The sequence below is a fragment of the Pseudomonas sp. WS 5027 genome (assembly GCF_012985695.1).
GTDB classification, from domain to species: domain Bacteria; phylum Pseudomonadota; class Gammaproteobacteria; order Pseudomonadales; family Pseudomonadaceae; genus Aquipseudomonas; species Aquipseudomonas hygromyciniae.
Genome location: NZ_JAAQWU010000009.1, coordinates 1 through 20,954 on the forward strand (window position 1 = coordinate 1; position 20,954 = coordinate 20,954).

The 20,954-nt window shown below is 61.7% G+C and carries 16 protein-coding genes and 2 pseudogenes; 9 read left to right on the forward strand and 9 right to left on the reverse strand.

Features of this window, described 5'->3' with window-relative positions; translation table 11 throughout:
* The 3 genes and pseudogenes from HBO09_RS28660 to HBO09_RS12855 form a co-directional block, all read left to right on the forward strand.
* Nucleotides 1-115: pseudogene (locus HBO09_RS28660) on the forward strand (IS110 family transposase); the annotation flags it as partial.
* A 217-nt stretch (nucleotides 116-332) separates the two neighbouring features.
* Nucleotides 333-1,670, forward strand: a complete 1,338-nt coding sequence (locus HBO09_RS12850; RefSeq protein ID WP_169994703.1) for a carbohydrate porin — start codon at nucleotides 333-335, stop codon at nucleotides 1,668-1,670.
* A 100-nt stretch (nucleotides 1,671-1,770) separates the two neighbouring features.
* The gene (locus tag HBO09_RS12855) at nucleotides 1,771-4,182 is read left to right on the forward strand and encodes a glucose/quinate/shikimate family membrane-bound PQQ-dependent dehydrogenase (RefSeq protein ID WP_169994444.1); all 2,412 of its coding nucleotides are present in this window, start codon (nucleotides 1,771-1,773) and stop codon (nucleotides 4,180-4,182) included.
* Between the two features lie 327 nt (nucleotides 4,183-4,509).
* On the opposite strand, the gene HBO09_RS12860 is transcribed toward HBO09_RS12855, so the two are convergent.
* Entirely contained in the window at nucleotides 4,510-6,846 is a 2,337-nt protein-coding gene (locus HBO09_RS12860; protein ID WP_169994446.1) for a bifunctional diguanylate cyclase/phosphodiesterase, read from the reverse strand.
* Between the two features lie 399 nt (nucleotides 6,847-7,245).
* Here HBO09_RS12860 and lon point away from each other — a divergent pair, with 399 nt between their 5' ends.
* The 5 genes from lon to cmoB all read left to right on the forward strand — a co-directional run bounded on the left by lon (nucleotide 7,246) and on the right by cmoB (nucleotide 12,640).
* Nucleotides 7,246-9,666 carry an endopeptidase La gene (gene lon / locus HBO09_RS12865; protein ID WP_169994448.1) on the forward strand — a complete coding sequence of 807 codons (2,421 nt, stop codon included), beginning with the start codon at nucleotides 7,246-7,248 and terminating at the stop codon, nucleotides 9,664-9,666.
* 190 nt (nucleotides 9,667-9,856) lie between these two features.
* The gene (locus HBO09_RS12870; RefSeq protein ID WP_169994450.1) at nucleotides 9,857-10,249 is read left to right on the forward strand and encodes a protease inhibitor I42 family protein; all 393 of its coding nucleotides are present in this window, start codon (nucleotides 9,857-9,859) and stop codon (nucleotides 10,247-10,249) included.
* A gap of 1 nt (nucleotide 10,250) precedes the next feature.
* Nucleotides 10,251-10,907: a lysoplasmalogenase gene (locus HBO09_RS12875; RefSeq protein ID WP_169994452.1), complete on the forward strand. Its 657-nt coding sequence runs from the start codon at nucleotides 10,251-10,253 to the stop codon at nucleotides 10,905-10,907.
* Between the two features lie 36 nt (nucleotides 10,908-10,943).
* A complete protein-coding gene (gene cmoA, locus HBO09_RS12880) occupies nucleotides 10,944-11,687 on the forward strand; it encodes a carboxy-S-adenosyl-L-methionine synthase CmoA (protein ID WP_169994454.1) in 744 nt (247 codons plus the stop codon).
* The gene (cmoB, locus tag HBO09_RS12885; protein ID WP_169994456.1) at nucleotides 11,684-12,640 is read left to right on the forward strand and encodes a tRNA 5-methoxyuridine(34)/uridine 5-oxyacetic acid(34) synthase CmoB; all 957 of its coding nucleotides are present in this window, start codon (nucleotides 11,684-11,686) and stop codon (nucleotides 12,638-12,640) included. The genes cmoA and cmoB overlap by 4 nt, the downstream gene beginning before the upstream one ends.
* 154 nt (nucleotides 12,641-12,794) lie before the next feature.
* Here cmoB and tadA read toward each other — a convergent pair whose 3' ends face one another.
* Together tadA and HBO09_RS12895 are read right to left on the reverse strand one after the other, a co-directional pair.
* Complete coding sequence (tadA, locus tag HBO09_RS12890; protein WP_169906201.1) at nucleotides 12,795-13,295, reverse strand: tRNA adenosine(34) deaminase TadA; 501 nt, start codon at nucleotides 13,293-13,295, stop codon at nucleotides 12,795-12,797.
* Nucleotides 13,295-14,677 (reverse strand): multicopper oxidase family protein, encoded by a 1,383-nt coding sequence (locus HBO09_RS12895; RefSeq protein ID WP_169994458.1) that lies wholly within the window; start codon nucleotides 14,675-14,677, stop codon nucleotides 13,295-13,297. Before HBO09_RS12895 ends, tadA begins: the two co-directional genes overlap by 1 nt.
* A 92-nt stretch (nucleotides 14,678-14,769) precedes the next feature.
* Here HBO09_RS12895 and HBO09_RS29200 point away from each other — a divergent pair.
* Nucleotides 14,770-14,877 (forward strand): annotated as a pseudogene (locus tag HBO09_RS29200) (outer membrane lipoprotein carrier protein LolA); the annotation flags it as partial.
* Nucleotides 14,878-14,890: 13 nt separating this feature from the next.
* Here the strand turns inward: HBO09_RS29200 and pdxJ are convergent.
* The 6 genes from pdxJ to lepA form a co-directional block, all read right to left on the reverse strand.
* Nucleotides 14,891-15,634 (reverse strand): pyridoxine 5'-phosphate synthase, encoded by a 744-nt coding sequence (pdxJ, locus tag HBO09_RS12900; RefSeq protein ID WP_169994460.1) that lies wholly within the window; start codon nucleotides 15,632-15,634, stop codon nucleotides 14,891-14,893.
* A 51-nt stretch (nucleotides 15,635-15,685) separates the two neighbouring features.
* Nucleotides 15,686-16,375 carry a DNA repair protein RecO gene (gene recO / locus HBO09_RS12905; protein ID WP_104910860.1) on the reverse strand — a complete coding sequence of 230 codons (690 nt, stop codon included), beginning with the start codon at nucleotides 16,373-16,375 and terminating at the stop codon, nucleotides 15,686-15,688.
* Between the two features lie 166 nt (nucleotides 16,376-16,541).
* Nucleotides 16,542-17,444 (reverse strand): GTPase Era, encoded by a 903-nt coding sequence (gene era, locus HBO09_RS12910; RefSeq protein ID WP_029297473.1) that lies wholly within the window; start codon nucleotides 17,442-17,444, stop codon nucleotides 16,542-16,544.
* Nucleotides 17,437-18,126, reverse strand: a complete 690-nt coding sequence (gene rnc, locus HBO09_RS12915) for a ribonuclease III (protein ID WP_029297476.1) — start codon at nucleotides 18,124-18,126, stop codon at nucleotides 17,437-17,439. Before rnc ends, era begins: the two co-directional genes overlap by 8 nt.
* 154 nt (nucleotides 18,127-18,280) lie before the next feature.
* Nucleotides 18,281-19,135 carry a signal peptidase I gene (gene lepB, locus HBO09_RS12920; protein WP_169994462.1) on the reverse strand — a complete coding sequence of 285 codons (855 nt, stop codon included), beginning with the start codon at nucleotides 19,133-19,135 and terminating at the stop codon, nucleotides 18,281-18,283.
* Between the two features lie 5 nt (nucleotides 19,136-19,140).
* Entirely contained in the window at nucleotides 19,141-20,940 is a 1,800-nt protein-coding gene (gene lepA, locus HBO09_RS12925; RefSeq protein WP_029297480.1) for a translation elongation factor 4, read from the reverse strand.
* Nucleotides 20,941-20,954 lie beyond the last annotated feature (14 nt).

Below are 20,954 nucleotides of genomic sequence, written 5' to 3' on the forward strand. Positions count from 1 at the left end.
GACCCAAGCCCTGGTAATCCTCGCCCGCAAGCTCTGCCGGGTGGCATTCGCGCTGATGAAAAACCAGAGCGAATACCAACCGAACTTAAGGTTGCAGGGTTTACCTGCAACATAGAATCTCCCACATGAGATATGCGGTATTGCGTCGCACTGTTACCAAATCCGAAAGAATCCATCTTGCGATTAGCGCTTTCTCTCCCCGAGCCGGCGCTTTATCCTTGTCGGCAACAACCTGAAACGTTTCATCTGCCGCTCAAACCTGACGCGCTGGCACCCCCGCCGGTCGCCGTTTGCGTACTAAAACCAAAAACTATTAAGACCTGCCCTTGCCTATGCCTGCTTTCCCAACACTGCGCCTGTGCGCTGCGCTGCTGCCTTTGTGCCTGATCACCTGTGCCCAGGCCGCCCCTGCCTTTGACCGCGAGTCGCCGTGGATGCTGGGCGATTTCGGCGGTTCCCGGACAGCGCTGTCTGAACAAGGCTACGACTTCAAGATCGACTACACCGGCGAGATGGGCAGCAACCTGCACGGCGGCTCGAACCATGACCGCACCGCCCGCTACAGCGATCAATGGGCCTTCGGCAGTCACCTGGACTTGCAGAAGATCCTTGGCTGGCACGACGCCGAGTTCCAACTGACGATCACCGAGCGCAGTGGCAATAACATCAGCAACGACCGCATCAACGACCCACGGGTCGGTGGCTTTACCTCGTCCCAGGAAGTCTGGGGCCGTGGCCAGACCTGGCGCCTGACGCAGATGTGGTACCAGCAGAAATTCTTCGACCAGAAGCTGGATATCAAGGCCGGGCGTTTTGGCGAAGGCGAGGACTTCAACAGCTTCCCCTGCGACTTCCAGAACCTGGCGTTCTGCGGCTCCCAGGTGGGCAACTGGGTCGGCGGCATCTGGTACAACTGGCCCGTCAGCCAGTGGGCACTTCGGGTCAAATACCACCTGACGCCCGAGCTGTACGCGCAGATCGGCGCCTATGAACAGAACCCGTCCAACCTCGATCGCGGCAATGGCTTCAAGCTCAGCGGCAGCGGCACCCAAGGCGCCCTGCTGCCGGTGGAGCTGGTGTGGACGCCCAAGCTCAACGGCCTGCCAGGCGAATACCGCGCTGGCTATTACTACAGCAGCGCCAAGGCCAGCGATGTGTACAAGGACCGCAACGACCAGCCCGCCGCCGTCAGTGGCGAGGCCTATCGCAGCGCCTCCAGCAAGCACGGGGTGTGGCTGGGCGTGCAGCAACAGGTCACGAGCCTGGCCAGCGACAACAGCCGAGGCTTGAGCGTGTTCGCCAACGCGACGATGCACGATAAGAAAACCAACGCTGTGGATAACTATGTCCAGGCCGGGGTGGTTTACAAAGGCCCCTTCGATGCCCGCGCCAAGGACGATATCGGCTTTGCCGTGGCCCGCGTCCACGTCAACCCGGCGTACCGCAAGAACGCCCAGGCCAGTAACCAGGCCCGCGCGGTCTACGACTTTGACGACGCCGCCTACCTGCCGGTGCAAGACACCGAATACAGCGCCGAACTGTATTACGGCGTGCACGTCAGCAACTGGCTGACGGTACGCCCGAACCTGCAATACATCCGTCATCCAGGGGCCGTCGCCCAGGTGGATGACGCGCTGGTCGGCGGGATCAAGCTGCAAGCGTCCTTCTGAATCGCAATAAACGCAATTAGCCCTGAACCAAGCCCGCGTGCAAACGTCATCTACAGTGAACAAGCGCGGGACTACTTTAAACGTCACGGAGAATCACACTATGAGCACTGATGGTGCTTCAAGTCCAAGCCGCCTGCTGCCCAGGCTGCTGGGGATCTTGCTGCTGATCATGGGCCTGGCCTTGTTGGCCGGGGGCATCAAGCTGAGCATGCTCGGCGGGTCGCTGTACTACCTGCTGGCCGGTATCGGCATCACTCTGACCGGCGTCCTGCTGCTGGCTACGCGCCGCGCGGCGCTGGGCCTGTACGCTGTGGTGCTGTTCGCCAGTACGGTGTGGGCTCTGTGGGAAGTCGGCCTGGACTGGTGGCAGTTGGTGCCGCGCCTGGCCCTGCTGTTCGGCCTGGGCATCGTCATGCTGCTGCCGTGGTTCCGCCGCCCCCTGTTGCGCGGTCAACCTGCCCCGCTGGGCACCGCTGCGCTAAGCGTGGCCGTGGTGCTGGCCGGTGCAACCGCCGTCGCCAGCCAGTTCACCAACCCCGGTGAAATCAAGGGCCAACTGGACCGCGACGCGGTACCGGGCATGACCAATGCCGCGCCGGCCCAGGCCGATGGTGACTGGAACTCCTATGGCCGTTCGGCCTTCGGTGATCGTTACTCGCCATTGGCGCAGATCACCCCGGAAAATGCCCACAAGCTGGTACCCGCCTGGACTTATCGCACCGGCGACCTGCCTGGCCCGGGCGACCCCGGTGAAACCACTGCGGAAAACACCCCGCTGAAAGTCAACGGCATGCTCTACGTGTGTACGCCGCACAGCCAGGTGATTGCCCTTGACCCGGATACCGGCAAGGAAATCTGGCGTTTCGACCCTAAGCTCTCGACGCAAAAAGCCGCGAACTTCAAGGGTTGGGCCCACATGACCTGCCGTGGCGTGACCTATCACGATGACGCCGCCTATGCCGCCACCGAGCAAAGCCCGGCCACTGACGCCGCCGCGCCAGCCGCCAATGCCTGCCCGCGCCGGATCTTCCTGCCGACCGCCGACACCCGCCTGATCGCGCTGAACGCCGACACCGGCAAGATGTGCGAAGACTTCGGCGACAAAGGCCAGGTCGACCTGGGCGCCAACATCGGCACCTTCGCCCCAGGTGGCTACTACTCCACCTCGCCGCCTGCCGTCACCAAGAACCTGGTGGTGATTGGCGGTCACGTCACCGATAACGTCTCCACCGACGAGCCGAGCGGCGTGATCCGCGCGTTCGACGTGCACACCGGCAAGCTGGTGTGGAACTGGGACAGCGGCAACCCGGACGACACCACGCCGATTGCCGAGGGCAAGACCTACACCCGCAACTCGCCCAACATGTGGTCGATGTTCGCCGTCGATGAAAAACTCGGCATGCTCTACCTGCCGATGGGCAACCAGACCCCGGACCAGTTCGGTGGCTACCGCACGCCTGCGTCGGAACTGCACGCTGCCGGCCTGACCGCGCTGGATATCGACACCGGTAAAGTGCGCTGGCACTACCAGTTCACCCACCATGACCTGTGGGACATGGACGTGGGCGGCCAGCCAAGCCTGATCGACATCAAAACCGCTGCCGGCGTGAAGCAAGCCGTGATGACCTCGACCAAGCAAGGCAGCATCTACGTGCTGGACCGTGCGACCGGCGAGCCAGTGGTGCCGATCAATGAAATCCCTGTGCCGCAAGGCGCGGTGGCGGGCGATCACACCTCGCCAACCCAACCCAAGTCCGACCTCAACTTCATGCCACCGCCCCTCAAGGAACGTGACATGTGGGGTGTGACCCCGTTCGACCAACTGCTGTGCCGGATCGACTTCAAGTCCCTGCGCTACGACGGCCCGTTCACCCCGCCATCGCTGCAAGGTTCGATCGTCTACCCAGGCAACTTCGGCGTGTTTGACTGGGGCGGCATCTCGGTTGACCCGGTGCGCCAGATCGCGTTCGTCAACCCAAGCTACATGGCGTTCAAATCGACCATGATCCCGGCCGAGAAAATCGCCGCCATGGGCCCGCGTGTCAGCGAAACCGAAGGCGTGCAGCCGAACAAAGGCACCCCTTATGGCGTGGTCCTGGAAGCGATGCTCTCGCCCATGGGCCTGCCGTGCCAGGCTCCGGCCTGGGGTTATGTGGCAGCCGTGGACTTGACCAACAACAAGACCATCTGGATGCACAAGAACGGCACCGTGCGCGACAGCTCGCCGGTTCCCATCCCCCTGAGCATGGGCGTGCCAAGCCTGGGCGGGACCTTCACCACTGCCGGTGGCGTGTCCTTCCTCAGCGGTACCCTCGACCAGTACCTGCGTGCCTATGACGTGAAAAACGGCAAGCAGCTGTGGGAAGGCCGCCTGCCTGCAGGCGCGCAAACCACCCCGATGACCTACACCGGCAAGGACGGCAAGCAGTACGTGCTGGTCGTGGCGGGCGGTCATGGTTCCCTGGGGACCAAGCAGGGTGACTATGTGATGGCGTTCAAACTGGCCGACTAAGCCAGCCAGCCACAAAAAAGCCCCGGAATTCCGGGGCTTTTTATTTGCAATACAACTCAACTGTGGGAGCTGGCTTGCCTGCGGTAGGCATAGTTATCCACACCACTTTCAGAAACTGCCGAACTCTCTGTGGCGAGCGGGCTTGCCCCGCGCTGGGCTGCGAAGCAGCCCCAAACCAGCCGCTACGGAATATCTGATACACCTCATTCGGCTTGTTGGGGCTGCTTCGCAGCCCAGCGCGGGGCAAGCCCGCTCGCCACAGGAGAGTTCGGTAGTTCCTGAAAGTGGTGTGGATAGCTATGTCTATCGCACGCAACCCCACACATTTCAAACAGTGCTGCGGTCGCGGCGCATCCATATCTCAAAGGCCATGGCATTCAGCGGCCGGCTGATCAGGTAGCCCTGGGCCGTGTCGCAATTCCATTGTTTGAGCAGCCTCAGGCTCGGCTCGAACTCCACCCCTTCGGCCACGACCTTGAGCCCCAGGTTGTGGCTCATCTCGATGGTCGAACGCACGATCACCGCGTCGCCGCTGGTGCTGTCGAGGTTGCGCACGAAGGACTGGTCAATCTTCAGTTCCTGCACCGGCAGGCGCTGCAATTGGGCCAGGGATGAATAGCCGGTGCCGAAGTCGTCCACCGACAGGCTGATGCCGCAGCCGCGCAGTTGCTCGAGGATGCGCAAGGCTTGTTCCGGGTTGTGCATGATCGCGCTTTCGGTAATCTCGAAAATCAATTGCCCAGCCAACACCCCGTGCAATTCCAGCAGCTCAGTCACGCGCGGCGCCAGCCCTTCGTCGCCCAGGTCGTCCACCGAGATGTTCACCGACAATTGCACCTCCAGCCCCCGTAGGCTCCACTCAGCCAACTGACGGATAGCCTCTTCGATCACCCAGTGCGTCAGGCTGGCCATGCTGCCGGAGCGTTCGGCCAGGGGGATGAATTCGGCGGGGGACACCAGGCCCAGGGTCGGGTGCTGCCAGCGCAACAGCGCTTCGGCCTGGCGCACGTAGCCGTGGCGCAGGTCGAGCTTGGGTTGATAACACAGGAACAATTCGTCTTCGACGGCGGCACGCCGCAGGTCGCGAATCAGGCTGATCTGGCGTTGATGGGCAAGGTCACGGTCCTGTTGATAGATCTGCAAATAGCCGGGCAGCGCGGCGGCATCGTGGCGGGCAATGGCGGCGCGGCTGATCAGTTCTTCGACCTGCAGGCCATCTTCGGGGTAGGCGGCAATGCCCATGCTCACTTCGTGGCGCAGCTCATCGTCGCCGACCCGCTGCGGTTCGGTGAGCAAGCTGTAGAGGCGGTCGGCGCGGGCCACGGCGCTGTCGAGCTTGGTGTTTTCCAGCAACACGAGGAATTCGCTGCCGGTAATGCGCGCCGCCGAATCCCCCGCCGCCAGGCTCGACAGCAGGCAGCGACTGGCTTCACGCAGCATTTCCTCGACACCCTGGGGACCGAAGCCTTCGTTGATCACCCGGTAGTTTTCAATCCCCAGGTACAGCAACACCACAGGCCGCCGCGCACTGATCGCACTGCCCAGGCGCTCCATGGCCAGGGCGCGGTTGGGTAGCCCCGTCAGGGCATCGTGCAAGGCGTTATGGGCCAGTTGCCGTTCACGCACGGCGATGCCGCTCTGCATCGCATTGAAGGCACGGGCCAGCAGGCCGAACTCATCCTTGCCACGCACCGCAACGGGTGTGCGGTAATCACCGGCGCCGATGCGCTCGGCCGCCTGCACCAAGGCATCAAGCGGGCGCGATACGCGGCGCGCCATCAACAGTGCGCCCACCAGAGAAACCATCAAGGCCGCCAGGGCAATCCCGAGAAATTGCCGGTCCAGCGGCGCGAAGGATTGCAGGGCATGGTCCAGCGGGCTTTGCAGCAAGGCCATGACTTGCCCGCCATCGCCGGTGTTGGCCAGGGCCAGCACCTGGCTGAGAAAACGCTGGCCGTGCAATTCGCTCATCTGCGCCAATTCGTTGGTGCCCGAGTCCTGCAGCGCCTGGATGATAGCCGGGCGGTCGGCCACGGGCTGGGTGCTGAACAAGGTGCCTGGCTGGCCGTTGTCCACGCTCATGAACGACACTTCCAGATTGCTCAGGGAGCGTAGCTCGGCAGCGAATGCCTCATCCATGGAGAACCCCATGACCACCCGAGCGATGGGCAGCGGGTCGAGGACATCTTCCTGGACCAGCAAGAAAGGCTGACCGGCCAGGGCGACGATGAGCATTTGCAAGGCATTGCGCCGGGCATGGCGCAACGCTTGGGCATAGGGAAAGGCTTGTTGGGCGGGCACCCCATCGAGGGTACTGACGATCACCTGCCCATCGAGCCCCAGCACAAACACCTCGCTGCTGCGGATCCCCGTGCCATGGCGCTGCAGGGCCGCGAGGATCTGTGCCGGCTGGCCTGCGGCAACCGCGCGGCGAAACTGCTCGTCCACCGTGAGCCAGTCCAGCCCGTATTGCAGGCGGCGGCCACGCAAGTCCAGCAAGCGTTCGAACACTCGGCTGCCGGTCTCCAATTGCACTTGGGCCTGGTTTTCCACTGCGCGGGAGGTAGCGCCCTGGACGGCGAAATACACCGCGCCCACCACGACCAGCAGCAATAACGCCAACACCCCCGCCAGACGGGTCTGGAAGGCATGGCGCCATTTCATCCGCTTGCCTCCTGGCAGCGTGCCCGCGCCCCAGCTCAAGCGTCCTTTTGTCATACGCATCCCTCGCGACTGCAGAGCCGGTGTCAAATAAATGCCCGTTCACTCAAGGCATTCGGAAAACCCAGATTAGCCCTCGCAGGGCAGAAGTAAACCTAATAAACGCGGGAGTTTGGCTGACATTATTTTGACGACAGATCACCGTCTAAAAGGCCCGGGAAGGCCGCAAATCGCCCCTTGTTTTGTGTCGATACGGCGCGCCAATTCAACTTGCCCGCTCCCAAGGGATTAGTGCAGCGACATTCGAAAATGTCATGCAATTTGTTGCTAACCACGCGCGGCCATTGAAACCACCACTGACCTGCCCCATCTAACCTCCATACTTCACTATGCAGGTGCCCCATGAGCGACCAGCAAGAATTCCCCGATATCGACCTCAACGACTACGCCGACCCCGAAAACGCCGAAACTCCGTCGTCCAACACCGGCCTGGCCCTGCCTGGGCAGAACCTGCCGGACAAGGTCTATATCATCCCGATCCACAACCGCCCGTTCTTCCCGGCGCAAGTGTTGCCGGTGATCGTCAATGAAGAGCCCTGGGCCGAGACCCTGGAGCTGGTGAGCAAATCCGACCATCACTCCCTGGCCCTGTTCTTCATGGACACCCCGCCCGAAGACCCACGGCATTTCGACACCTCTGCCCTGCCGCTGTACGGCACCCTGGTCAAGGTGCATCACGCCAGCCGCGAGAACGGCAAGCTGCAATTTGTCGCCCAGGGCCTGACCCGTGTGCGCATCAAGACCTGGCTCAAGCACCACCGCCCACCGTACCTGGTGGAAGTCGAATACCCGCACCAGCCCAGCGAGCCGACCGACGAGGTCAAGGCCTACGGCATGGCGCTGATCAATGCGATCAAGGAACTGCTGCCGCTCAACCCGCTGTACAGCGAAGAGTTGAAGAACTACCTCAACCGCTTCAGCCCCAACGACCCGTCGCCCCTGACCGACTTCGCCGCCGCGCTGACTTCGGCCACCGGTAACGAGTTGCAGGAAGTGCTGGACTGCGTGCCGATGCTCAAGCGCATGGAAAAAGTGCTGCCGATGCTGCGCAAAGAGGTTGAAGTCGCGCGCCTGCAAAAGGAAATCTCCGCCGAGGTAAACCGCAAGATCGGCGAGCACCAGCGCGAGTTTTTCCTCAAGGAACAGCTCAAGGTGATCCAGCAGGAGCTGGGGCTGACCAAGGACGATCGCAGCGCTGACGTCGAACAGTTCGAGCAACGCCTGGAAGGCAAGGTGCTGCCAGCCCAAGCGCAGAAACGCATCGATGAAGAACTCAACAAGCTGTCGATCCTCGAGACCGGCTCGCCGGAATACGCGGTGACGCGTAACTACCTGGACTGGGCCACCTCGGTGCCGTGGGGCGTGTATGGCGAGGACAAGCTCGACCTCAAGCACGCGCGCAAAGTCCTGGATAAACACCATGCGGGCCTGGATGACATCAAGAGCCGCATCCTCGAGTTCCTCGCCGTCGGCGCCTATAAAGGCGAAGTCGCCGGCTCCATTGTGCTGCTGGTGGGCCCGCCGGGCGTGGGCAAGACCAGCGTCGGCAAATCCATTGCCGAGTCCCTGGGGCGGCCGTTCTATCGTTTCAGCGTCGGCGGCATGCGCGACGAGGCCGAGATCAAGGGCCATCGCCGCACCTACATCGGTGCCCTGCCGGGCAAGCTGGTGCAGGCGCTCAAGGATGTCGAAGTGATGAACCCGGTGATCATGCTCGACGAGATCGACAAGATGGGCCAGAGCTTCCAGGGCGACCCGGCGTCGGCGTTGCTGGAAACCCTGGATCCGGAACAGAACGTCGAATTCCTCGACCACTACCTGGACCTGCGCCTGGACCTGTCCAAAGTGCTGTTCGTGTGTACCGCCAACACCCTGGATTCGATCCCGGGCCCGTTGCTGGACCGCATGGAAGTGATTCGCCTGTCGGGCTATATCACCGAAGAAAAAGTCGCCATCGCCAAGCGTCACCTGTGGCCAAAACAACTGGAAAAGGCCGGTGTGGCCAAGACCAGCCTGAGCATCACCGACGGCGCCCTGCGTGCCCTGATCGACGGCTATGCCCGCGAAGCCGGGGTGCGTCAGCTGGAGAAACAACTGGGCAAACTGGTGCGCAAGGCGGTGGTCAAGCTGCTGGATGAGCCGGATTCGGTGATCAAGATCGGCAACAAGGACCTGGAAAGCTCCCTGGGCATTCCAGTGTTCCGCAACGAGCAAGTGCTGTCGGGCACCGGCGTCATCACTGGCCTGGCCTGGACCAGCATGGGCGGCGCGACCCTGCCGATCGAGGCGACGCGTATCCACACGCTCAACCGTGGCTTCAAGCTCACCGGGCAGTTGGGTGAAGTGATGAAGGAATCCGCCGAAATCGCCTACAGCTACATCAGCTCCAACCTGAAGTCGTTTGGCGGTGATCCGAAGTTCTTCGACGAAGCCTTCGTGCACCTGCACGTACCGGAAGGCGCCACGCCCAAAGACGGCCCGAGTGCCGGGGTGACCATGGCCAGTGCGTTGCTGTCGCTGGCACGCAACCAGCCGCCGAAAAAAGGCGTGGCCATGACCGGCGAACTGACCCTGACCGGGCATGTACTGCCGATTGGCGGCGTGCGTGAGAAGGTGATTGCGGCGCGGCGGCAGAAGATTCACGAGTTGATCCTGCCAGAGCCGAACCGTGGCAGCTTCGAGGAGTTACCGGACTACCTGAAAGAGGGCATGACGGTGCACTTTGCCAAGCGGTTTGCGGATGTGGCGAAGGTGTTGTTCTGATAGATCTGTAGCGTCGGCACTGGCCTCATCGCGGGCAAGCCCGCTCCCACACTTGAATGTGTTCACATATCAAAATGTGGGAGCGGGCTTGCCCGCGATGAGGCCAGCCGCCTCAACACAAAACCCCGCTGTAACACCTTGTCTCATCTTCGGTTATGCTCGCCCTTCGTCGCCAATAAACGGAGCCTTCATGACCGCTGCCCGCCTGCTTCTTCCGCTAAGTCTCGCCCTCCTCGCGGCTTGCGCCAGTGCACCGAAGCAAAACGTCACCGTCGAAAAACAGAGCACCTGCCCGCTCACACTCAAGGCCGGGCAAAACCTGACCCTGACCTTACCGAGCAACCCCACCACCGGTTATCGCTGGGCGATCCAGGATTCGGCCGGCGGCGTGCTGCGCAGCCTCGGCCCCGAGGTCTACAGCAATCCCGAGGACGCCGGTGTGGTCGGTGCCGCGGGGCAATCGACCTGGCGCTTCCAGGCTTTTACCGCCGGTAGCGGCCGCCTGCGCCTGACCTCCCAACAACCCTGGGCCCCGGAAGTGAATCCGGTGGATACCTTTGACTGCGCCATTACGGTGAACTGATATGCCATGGATGATTCTTGCGTTGATGGGTGCGGGTACCTTTATCTACGGTTTGAGCACGCACGCCACGTTACTTTGCCTGCTGGTCAAGCCGCTGCCGGTGCTGGCGATGTTGGGATGGCTGCATGACGCGCCGCCCAGCGACTATCGACGCTGGATCAGCCTGGGGTTGATCTTCTCCCTGGTCGGCGATGTGTTGCTGGCCTGGCCGGGCGATCTGTTTATCTTTGGCCTGGGCGCGTTTTTGTTCGCGCACCTGGCGTACCTCAAGGCCTATTTCAGCGACTGCCGGCGCCCGGCGCTGTTGCCGTTGGCCTTGGCGCTGGGGGTTGGGGCGATTCTGTTGAGCATCCTGATTTCCCACGGCCTGGGCGACTTGCTGATTCCGGTGGTGGTGTATGCGCTGGTGATCAGCGCCATGCTCTGGCGTGCACTGGCTCGCCTGGGCAGCGATGTGCCCAAGCGCTCGGCGCAGTTGGCGGCCATTGGCGCGGCGCTGTTTGTGTTTTCCGACACCCTGATCGGCATCAATCGCTTTGTGGTGACCTTCGATGCCGCGCCGTATCTGTTGATCATTACGTATTGGTTGGGCCAGTGGGGTATCACCGCGTCGGCGTTCCATCAGACAACCCGCGCATCCAAGGAGCAAGTTGGCTAAAATGCCGGCCTTTTCCCCTTCGTCGCCGGAACAGCCGTGAGCAAAGAACCCGATCGCCTATTCGCCCAGCCCTTGCCCCAGGTGCCGGACTTCGCCTTTAACGAGGACGTGGTGCGGGTGTTCCCGGACATGATCAAGCGCTCGGTGCCCGGCTACCCGACCATTGTCGAGAACCTCGGTGTGCTCGCCGCGCAGTTTGCCCAGCCCAATAGTGTGCTGTATGACCTGGGCTCGTCCCTCGGCGCGGTGACCCAGGCCCTGCGCCGCCACGTGCGCACCGACGGTTGCCGGGTGATCGCTGTGGATAACTCGGCGGCGATGGTCGAGCGCTGCCGCGAATACCTTAACGGCCAGGACTCGATGTTCCAGGAGCTGCTGCCGGTAGAGGTGATCGAAGGCGATATCCTCGCCCTGCAGTTCCAGCCGGCCTCGGTGGTGGCGCTGAACTTCACCCTGCAATTTATCGCTCCCGAGGAACGCCTGGCGCTGCTTGGGCGGATCCGCCAGGCGCTGCTGCCCGGTGGCGCGCTGATCCTCTCGGAAAAACTGCGCTTCAATGACCCCGAAGAACATGCACTGCTCACCGACCTGCATGTGGCGTTCAAGCGCGCCAACGGCTACAGCGAACTGGAAATCGCCCAGAAGCGCAGCGCCATCGAAAACGTCATGAAGCCCGACAGCCTCGAAGAACACCGCGAACGCCTGTTGGCGGCCGGGTTCTCGAAAGTCGTGCCGTGGTTCCAGTGTCTTAACTTTGCCTCGTTGATTGCCTTGCCATGATTGATCTGTCTCCCCTCGCCCGCCATCTGGTCGGCACTCCCCTGGCCGTCTGGGCTCAGGGCCTGCAAGCACAACTCGATGCAAAAATGGAAAAGGGCCATGGCGACCTGGCGCGCTGGCAAAGCGCGCTGGATGCCCTGCCCAAGATCCTGCCCAGCAAAATCGATCTGCTGAACGGCCTGATCCTCGACACCGATTGCGATGACGCGACCCGCACGCAGATGCATGCCGCGTTGATGGGCCTGAGCCCGTGGCGCAAGGGGCCGTTCGATCTGTTCGGGGTGCATGTGGACACCGAATGGCGCTCGGACTGGAAATGGTCGCGGGTCGCGCCGCACCTGAACCTCAAAGGCAAACGCATCCTCGATGTGGGTTGTGGCAACGGCTACTACATGTGGCGCATGCTCGGCGCCGGTGCCGACAGCGTGATTGGCGTCGATCCCAACTGGCTGTTTTTCTGCCAGTTCCAGGCGGTGCAGCGTTACCTGTCGGCTCCCAACGCCTGGCACCTGCCCTTCCCGTTCGAAGACCTACCGCCGAACATGGAAGGTTTCGACACGGTGTTCTCCATGGGCGTGTTCTACCACCGCCGCTCGCCGATCGAGCATTTGCTGGCGCTCAAGGATTGCCTGGTCAAGGGTGGCGAACTGGTGCTGGAGACCTTGGTGATCGAAGGTGATCAGCAGCAGGTGCTGGTGCCGGAAGACCGCTATGCGCAGATGCGCAACGTGTGGTTTCTGCCATCCGTACCGGCACTGATGCTGTGGCTGCGCCGTGCTGGCTTCAGCGATGTGCGTTGCGTGGATGTCAGCGTGACCACGGTCGAGGAACAACGCGGGACCGAGTGGATGAAGTATCAATCCCTGAGTGACTTCCTCGACCCTGAGGATCACAGCAAGACAATTGAGGGGCTGCCGGCGCCGATGCGGGCTGTAATCATCGCCAAGAAATAACCCTCAATCTCGCTGAAAAAATGAAGATCAAACATGTGGGAGCGGGCTTGCTCGCGAAGGCGGTGTGTCAGTCAATTGATTCGTTGGCTGATACACCGCCTTCGCGAGCAAGCCCGCTCCCACACTTGATTGGGTCTCACATTGAGGTCAGGTGTTAGTCAAGCGTGGGTTTAGCCCGGCGCGCCTTGAAGAACTCACTCAACACCGCCCCGCACTCCTCGGCCAGCACCCCGCCTTCATACATCACCCGATGGTTCAAAAATCCCTGGGTAAAGAACTGCCCCTGGCTCTGCACAATCCCCGCCTTGGGCTCCAGTGCGCCGTACACCACCCGGGCGATGCGCGAATGCACGATCAAACCTGCGCACATACTGCACGGCTCCAGGGTCACATACAGGGTGCTGCCCGGCAGGCGGTAGTTGCTGACGGCCTGGGCGGCCGCGCGGATGGCGACCATCTCGGCGTGGGCGCTCGGGTCGCTGCCGCTGATTGGGCAATTGAAGCCGCGACCGATGATTTCACCGTCCTGCACCAGCACCGCGCCCACCGGGACTTCACCCAGTGCTGCGCCTTGGGCGGCGAGGGCCAGGGCTTCGCGCATAAAGTCTTGGTCGCGGCTGCGGTCGATGATGGCCGTCGGGCGGATCTGGCGCATCACGCCACCTCGATGGCGGCCATCAGGCCGGTTTCCATATGGTCGATCACGTGGCAATGGAACATCCATACCCCGGGGTTATCCGCTACCAACGCCACACGGGCGCGCTCGTTCTTGCCCAGCAGGTAGGTGTCGGTGAAGTACGGCGTGACCTTGTGGCGGTTCGAGGCGATCACCTTGAAGCTCATGCCATGCAGGTGGATCGGGTGTTGGTACTGGGTCATGTTTTTCAATTCAAAAATATAGCTCTTGCCCAACTCGAGCTTGGCAATCGGCCGGTCGGCGCAGGTCTTGTCGGTGATATCCCAGGCCTGGCCGTTGATTTGCCACAGACTCGGCGGTTTGCCGTTTTCGACATTGACCGAGACCGAGCCGACCCATTCGAAATTGAAGTTGAGCTTCTCGGCATTGGCCAGGTCTGGCTCGGCAATCGGGTTGGCCGGCAAGGCTGGCGGCCACTCGCCGGGCGCATCGGTGTTGGCCACCGAGCGGAAGGTGCCCAGGCGCACCGGGCCATTGCGGATAGACAGTTCTTCGCCGGCCGGCGGGGCCTTGATCGCCAGGCAAATACGCATGCCAGGGCCCAGCCAGTACTCCTTGCCCAGGGGCCGTGGCTCGATGGGATTGCCGTCCAGGGCGTAGATCTGCGCCTCGGCGTTGGGGATATTCAGGCGATAGGTCAGGGTGTTGTCGAGGTTGAGCAGGCGCACCCGGGTGATTTGCCCGGCCGGCAGGTCAATGACTGCCTGAGGCACGCCGTTGATGGTCGACAGCCGTCCAGCGGTACCGCCACGCGCCGCTTCGCGGGGGATGCTGAACTCGACAAATTCACCCTGTTCGTCGATATGCCAGTTTTTCAGGCTCAGGGTGCGCTCATGCTTGAAGCCAGTGGGCTCGCGCTCTTCGACAATCAACGGGCCGACCAGGCCACGGCCCAGTTCTTCGCTGCTGCTGACATGGGGGTGATACCAGTAGCTGCCCGCATCCGGCACGCGGAACTGGTAGTCGAAATACTCGCCGGGCAATACCGGCAGTTGCGAGACGTAGGGCACGCCGTCCATTTCCAGGGGCAGACGGATACCGTGCCAGTGAATGGTGGTGGCGACTGGCAAGTGGTTGATAAACCGCACCCGCAGCCATTCGCCCTGGCGTACGCGCAACTCGGTACCCGGCGCCGAGGGGCCGAACGCCCAGGCCTGGGTTGTGTGCCCCGGCACCAGTTCCACGTCCAGCGGCGCGGCGATCAGTTCGTAATCGCGCCCGGCGCTGGCGTCCGCAACTTTCCCCAGCCAGTAGCGATAGGCGCCACCGGCACCCACGCCCACCACTGCCAGGCCGGCGAGGCCACCTAGGATTTGTCGACGGGAAAAGGATCGGGACACAACAACCTCACGTATCTGCGCGGGCGCAAGGCCCGCAAAGGGCAAATACGATACACCCCCACAGGCTAAACAGTAAGGCTTCGCATTGCCGCATGACACCTGTAGGAGCGAGCTTGCTCGCGAAGGGCGTTAACGATGACGCGGGGATTCTGGCCCCCCGCGCTGTTCTCAGGTTTTTCGCGAGCGAGCTCGCTCCTACAGGTTGATCGACGGTCAGGGCTTGGCGGCGGCCAGGATCAGCGCTTTCATCTCGGCAACCGCGCCTTTGAAACCGACGAACAGCGCATGGGCGACCAGCGCGTGGCCGATGTTCAGTTCGTTGATGCCCTTGATCGCCGCCACGGCTTCGACGTTGTGGTAGTGCAGACCATGACCGGCATTGACGATCAAGCCCTCGCGCAGGCCGCAGGCCACGCCGTCAATGATGCGTTGCAGTTCGTCGGCGACTTCGGTCGGGGTGGTGGCATCGGCGTAGCGGCCAGTGTGCAGTTCGATCGCTGGGGCACCCACGCGGCGCGAGGCTTCGATCTGCCGTTCGTCGGCATCGATAAACAGCGAGACTTCGCTGCCGATCTGCGACAGGCGTTCGACCGCTGCTTTAATCCGCGCTTCCTGGCCTGCCACGTCCAGGCCGCCTTCGGTGGTCAGTTCCTGACGGGTTTCCGGGACCAGGCAGATGTGCGCCGGGCGGATGCGCTCGGCGAAGGCCATCATTTCTTCGGTGATGCCCATCTCGAAGTTCATGCGGGTCTGCAGCACGTCCTTGAGCACCAGCACGTCGCGCTCCTGGATGTGCCGGCGGTCTTCGCGCAGGTGCACGGTGATCCCGTCGGCGCCTGCTTCTTCGGCGTCCAGCGCGGCCTTGACCGGATCAGGGTAACGGGTGCCCCGGGCCTGGCGCAGGGTGGCGACGTGGTCGATGTTGACGCCAAGAAGAATGCGATTGCTGGTGGTCACGGAAGCGCTCCTGAAAAGGGAAAGAATCGGCGCACAGCATACACGGGGATGTCAGGGCTTTCGAAACAACTCGCGACTGACCAGGGGCCGACCGCCCAGATGCACGGCCAGGGCCTGGCGCATCAGGCGCTTGGCGGCAGACAGGGCGCCAGGTGCGCTCCAGTCGGCCTCGGCCATTGCCAACAACTCAGTGCCCTGGAACAGGCCCGGTTGCAGCAGGTAAACCCGCTCCAGCCCGGCATCCACTTGCAGGCGGTACATGCCATCGCTGGCGATCGGTTCGCCGTGCAAGTCATTGCTCAATTCGAAGCCGTAGCCCAGGTCGTCAAGCAGGCGCCATTCGAACGCGCGCAACAGCGGCTCCAGCGGGCGGCCTTCGGCCAGGGCCAACAAGGTGGCGGCGTAGTGATCGAACACCGCAGGGTGCGGGTCTTCGGCGGGCAGCAGGCGGATCAGCAGTTCGTTGAGGTAGAGGCCACTGAACAGCGCCTCGCCATTGAGCCAGGCAGAAGTGCCGATGCTTTCCAGGCGCCCGACGTTTTTCAGCTCGCCCTTGCCACGAAACTCCACGTCCAGGGCCACGAATGGCCGTGCCAGCGTGCCCGCCTTGCCCCGCGCACTGCGCAACACCGCGCGCAGGCGGCCTTGGGGCGTGAGGAAGTCCACCAGGGCACTGGTCTCGCGGTAGGCGCGGCTGTGCAGCACGTAGGCGGGTTGGCTGGGGGGTGGAGTTGGGGACATTGGGTTCTCGCTGCGGGAACACGGTCTTGAAAACTACGACGATCCAATGTGGGAGCGGGCTTGCTCGCGAATGCGGTGGGTCAGCCAAAGCATCCGGTGACTGATCCACTGCATTCGCAAGCAAGCCCGCTCCCACATTTTGTCCTGCGATGTGACTGGAGACTGATTACAGGTCGCCGTAGCCCAGGGAGCGCAGTGCGCGCTCGTCATCGGACCAGCCACCCTTAACCTTCACCCACAGGTTAAGCATGATCTTGGAATCGAACAGCAATTCCATGTCCTTGCGCGCTTCGGTGCCGATGCGCTTGATGCGCTCGCCCTTGTCGCCAATGATGATTTTCTTCTGGCCGTCACGTTCGACGAGGATCAGCGCATGAATATGCAGGGTCTTGCCCTGTTGCTTGAACTCTTCGATCTCAACGGTGATCTGGTACGGCAGCTCGGCGCCCATCTGGCGCATGATTTTCTCGCGGACCAGCTCGGCGGCGAGGAAACGGCTGCTGCGGTCGGTGATCTGGTCTTCCGGGAAGAAGTGCTCGTTCTCCGGCAGGTAGCCTGCGATCACCCGCTCCAAGGCTTCAAGGTTGTGCCCGTGCTGGGCCGAGATCGGCATGATCTGGGCGTTCGGCAGTTGTTCCTGCAACCAGCTCAGGTGCGGCATCAACTCGGCTTTGTCTTCGATGCGGTCGGTCTTGTTCAGCGCGACGATCAATGGCCCGGTGACGTACTGCACCCGCTCCAGCACCATCTGGTCTTCATCGGTCCACTTGGTGCGGTCAACCACGAAGATCACCACGTCGACGTCTTTCAACGCCGCCGAAGCGGTCTTGTTCATGTAGCGGTTCAGGGCTTTCTCGCCGCCTTTGTGCATGCCTGGGGTGTCGACGTAGACCGCTTGCACGTTGCCTTCGGTCTTGATGCCCAGCATGTTGTGGCGGGTGGTCTGCGGCTTGCGCGAGGTGATCGCCAGCTTCTGCCCCAGGATATGGTTCAGCAGCGTGGACTTGCCCACGTTGGGACGGCCGACGATGGCAACATAGCCACAGCGTGTTGCGGTTGAATCAGTCATGGCCATTCTCCACGCCCAGGGCAATCAGTGCTGCAGCGGCCGCTACCTGTTCGGCAATACGACGGCTCACACCCTGACCTCGGCTTTTTTCGTTCAATAAGGTGACTTCGCATTCGACGAAGAACACACGGCAATGCGGCTCACCCTGGATATCCACCACTTCGTAGCGTGGCAGTTCGCAGCCGCGCGACTGCAGAAATTCCTGCAGGCGGGTCTTGGGATCCTTGTTGGTGTCCACCAGGGTCAGGCTGTCGATTTCCGACGCCAGCCAGGCCATGACCCGCTCCTTGGCCACTTCCATCCCGGCATCGAGATAGATCGCACCGATCAAGGCTTCCAGGGCATCGGCCAGAATCGACTCGCGACGGAAACCGCCGCTTTTCAACTCGCCGGACCCCAGACGCAGGTACTCGCCCAGGTCAAAACCACGGGCCAGCACAGCCAGGGTCTCGCCCTTCACCAGGCGCGCGCGCAGGCGCGACAGCTGGCCTTCACGGGCCAGGGGGAAGCGGTTGAACAAGGCTTCGCCAGCGGCGAAGTTGAGAATGGCATCACCCAAAAATTCCAGGCGTTCGTTGTTGCGCCCGGCAAAACTGCGGTGTGTGAGGGCAAGGACCATCAATTCCTGGTCCTTGAAGGTGTAGCCGAGCTGACGCTCAAGACGACTCAAAGAAACGCTCACGGTTTACCTACTTTCAGTACGTGGCGGCAAAGGCCATCGACGATTAACGCTGTGTTCAAATTCAAATCCTGGCAATGCTGTGTGTTGCTCGAGACCGGACCAATGTCCAAGCCCCAGAAAAGCATTCGGCGCTGTGTTCACAGCGCCGCATGGATTACTTGATCAGCCCCACCCGCGAGAAGTTCGGCAGGTGGCTGAGCTTGGGTTCCGGCCAGCTCATCCAGACCGCGAAGGCCTTGCCGACGATATTCTGGTCGGGAACCATGCCCAGCAGCTCCTTGGGAATACTTGGATCATCCCAGTAGCGGCTGTCATTGGAGTTGTCGCGGTTGTCGCCCATCATGAAGTAGTGCCCGGCAGGCACGGTCCACTGATTGTCGGGCGGCGAACGGTAGCGGCTCATTTCCTTGCGGATCTGGTGCTCTACCGCCCCGAGTTTTTCCTCGTACAGCTCGGCGCTGCCCAGGGTGTTCGGCTCGGAACCGATGAGTTTTTCAGCCACCGACTCGCCGTTGACGAACAGGCGCTTGTCGCTGGTGTAGCGGATTACGTCACCCGGCAGGCCGACCACACGCTTGATGTAGTTGACGTTCGGGTCGCTTGGGTAGCGGAATACCATCACATCGCCGCGCTGCGGATCACCCACCTCGATGATTTTCTTGTCGATCACCGGCAAGCGGATCCCGTAGGAAAACTTGTTCACCAGGATGAAGTCGCCAACATCCAGGGTTGGTTTCATCGAGCCCGAAGGAATCTGGAACGGCTCTACCAGAAACGAGCGCAGCACCAGCACGATGAACAACACCGGGAAGAACGACTTGCCGTATTCAACCAGCAAGGGCTCTTTGTTCAGTTTCTCGATCACCACGACATCGGGCTGGCTGACGCTGCCCTGATAGGACGCGATGGCCGCCCGACGACGCGGGGCGAAGAACAGCAGATCGAGCAGCGCCAAGAGACCACAGACGGCAACGGCGATGACCAGCAACAGCGGGAAATTTAGTGACATAGGACCTAACTATCCAACCTGAGCACCGCAAGGAAGGCTTCTTGTGGAATTTCCACGTTGCCCACTTGCTTCATGCGTTTTTTACCGGCCTTTTGCTTCTCAAGCAGCTTGCGCTTACGGCTCACGTCGCCACCGTAGCATTTGGCCAGTACGTTCTTTCTGAGAGCCTTGACGGAGGTCCGCGCAATGATCTGCCCGCCAATGGCGGCCTGGATCGCAACGTCGAACATCTGGCGCGGAATCAGTTCCTTCATCTTCTCGGTAAGCTGACGACCTTTGTAGTGCGCATTGTCCTTGTGGACGATGAGCGCCAGGGCATCCACCTTGTCACCGTTGATCAATACATCGAGCTTCACCAGATTGGCCGATTGATAACGGTCAAAATGGTAATCCAGCGAAGCATAGCCGCGACTGGTGGATTTGAGACGGTCAAAGAAGTCCAGGACCACTTCGTTCATCGGCAAATCATAGGTCACTTGGACCTGGGTACCGAGGAACAGCATGTCGTGCTGTACGCCACGCTTTTCGATACACAGGGTAATGACGTTGCCCAGGTGTTCCTGCGGCACAAGAATATTGGCGCGCACGATCGGCTCGCGCATGTCTTCGATGGACGACAGATCCGGCAGCTTGGACGGGTTGTCGACGTAAATCGTTTCACCGGTTTTCAGCGCCAGCTCAAAAATAACCGTTGGCGCGGTGGTGATCAGGTCCAGGTCGTACTCGCGCTCCAGGCGCTCCTGGATGATCTCCATGTGCAGCATGCCCAGGAACCCGCAGCGGAAACCGAAGCCCAGGGCGTCGGAGCTTTCCGGGGTGTACTGCAACGACGAGTCGTTGAGGGTCAGCTTTTGCAGGGCTTCGCGGAAGTCTTCGAAGTCGTCGGAGCTGACCGGGAACAGGCCGGCGTAGACTTGGGGCTGGATGCGCTTGAAACCTGGCAGCACGTCGACGTCCGGCGTCGAGCTGAGTGTCAGGGTGTCACCAACCGGTGCACCATGGATGTCCTTGATGCCGGCGATGATGAAGCCCACTTCGCCAGCTTTCAGGTCAACGGTGGCGGTGTGTTTCGGGTTGAATACACCGACGCTGTCCACCAGGTGGATCTTGCCGGTGGACTTGACCAGGATCTTGTCGCCCTTCTTCACCCGGCCATGGCGCACACGTACCAGGGAGACAACGCCCAGGTAGTTGTCGAACCAGGAGTCGATGATCAACGCTTGCAGCGGATCTTCGATGTTGCCGGTGGGGGCCGGAATGGTCTTGACCAGGCGCTCGAGCACTTCGTCGACGCCCAGGCCGGTCTTGGCGCTGCACTCGACGGCGTCGGTGGCGTCAATGCCGATGATTTTTTCGATTTCTTCCTTCACCCGGTCCGGATCGGCCTGTGGCAGGTCGATCTTGTTCAGCACCGGCATGACTTCCAGGCCCTGCTCGATGGCGGTGTAGCAGTTGGCCACGGACTGGGCTTCTACGCCCTGCCCCGCGTCCACCACCAGCAGCGCGCCTTCACAGGCCGCCAGGGAACGGCTGACTTCGTAGGTGAAGTCGACGTGGCCCGGGGTGTCAATGAAGTTCAGTTGGTACTTGATACCGTCTTTGGCGGTGTAGTACAGGGTAACGCTGTGGGCCTTGATGGTGATCCCGCGCTCGCGTTCGAGGTCCATGGAGTCCAGGACCTGGGCTTCCATTTCACGCTCGGCAAGGCCGCCGCACATCTGGATGAATCGATCGGCCAGCGTCGACTTACCATGGTCAATGTGGGCGATGATGGAGAAATTGCGGATATGACTCAAATCACTCACGGATCAACACTCAA

Excerpts from the sequence above, each read along its gene's own strand:
- HBO09_RS12850 (WP_169994703.1), top strand. The coding sequence starts at position 333 with ATGCCTGCTTTCCCAACACTGCGCCTGTGCGCTGCGCTGCTGCCTTTG.
- HBO09_RS12855 (WP_169994444.1), top strand. The coding sequence starts at position 1,771 with ATGAGCACTGATGGTGCTTCAAGTCCAAGCCGCCTGCTGCCCAGGCTG.
- HBO09_RS12860 (WP_169994446.1), bottom strand. The coding sequence starts at position 6,846 with ATGAAATGGCGCCATGCCTTCCAGACCCGTCTGGCGGGGGTGTTGGCG.
- lon (WP_169994448.1), top strand. The coding sequence starts at position 7,246 with ATGAGCGACCAGCAAGAATTCCCCGATATCGACCTCAACGACTACGCC.
- HBO09_RS12870 (WP_169994450.1), top strand. The coding sequence starts at position 9,857 with ATGACCGCTGCCCGCCTGCTTCTTCCGCTAAGTCTCGCCCTCCTCGCG.
- HBO09_RS12875 (WP_169994452.1), top strand. The coding sequence starts at position 10,251 with ATGCCATGGATGATTCTTGCGTTGATGGGTGCGGGTACCTTTATCTAC.
- cmoB (WP_169994456.1), top strand. The coding sequence starts at position 11,684 with ATGATTGATCTGTCTCCCCTCGCCCGCCATCTGGTCGGCACTCCCCTG.
- tadA (WP_169906201.1), bottom strand. The coding sequence starts at position 13,295 with ATGCGCCAGATCCGCCCGACGGCCATCATCGACCGCAGCCGCGACCAA.
- recO (WP_104910860.1), bottom strand. The coding sequence starts at position 16,375 with ATGTCCCCAACTCCACCCCCCAGCCAACCCGCCTACGTGCTGCACAGC.
- era (WP_029297473.1), bottom strand. The coding sequence starts at position 17,444 with ATGACTGATTCAACCGCAACACGCTGTGGCTATGTTGCCATCGTCGGC.
- lepB (WP_169994462.1), bottom strand. The coding sequence starts at position 19,135 with ATGTCACTAAATTTCCCGCTGTTGCTGGTCATCGCCGTTGCCGTCTGT.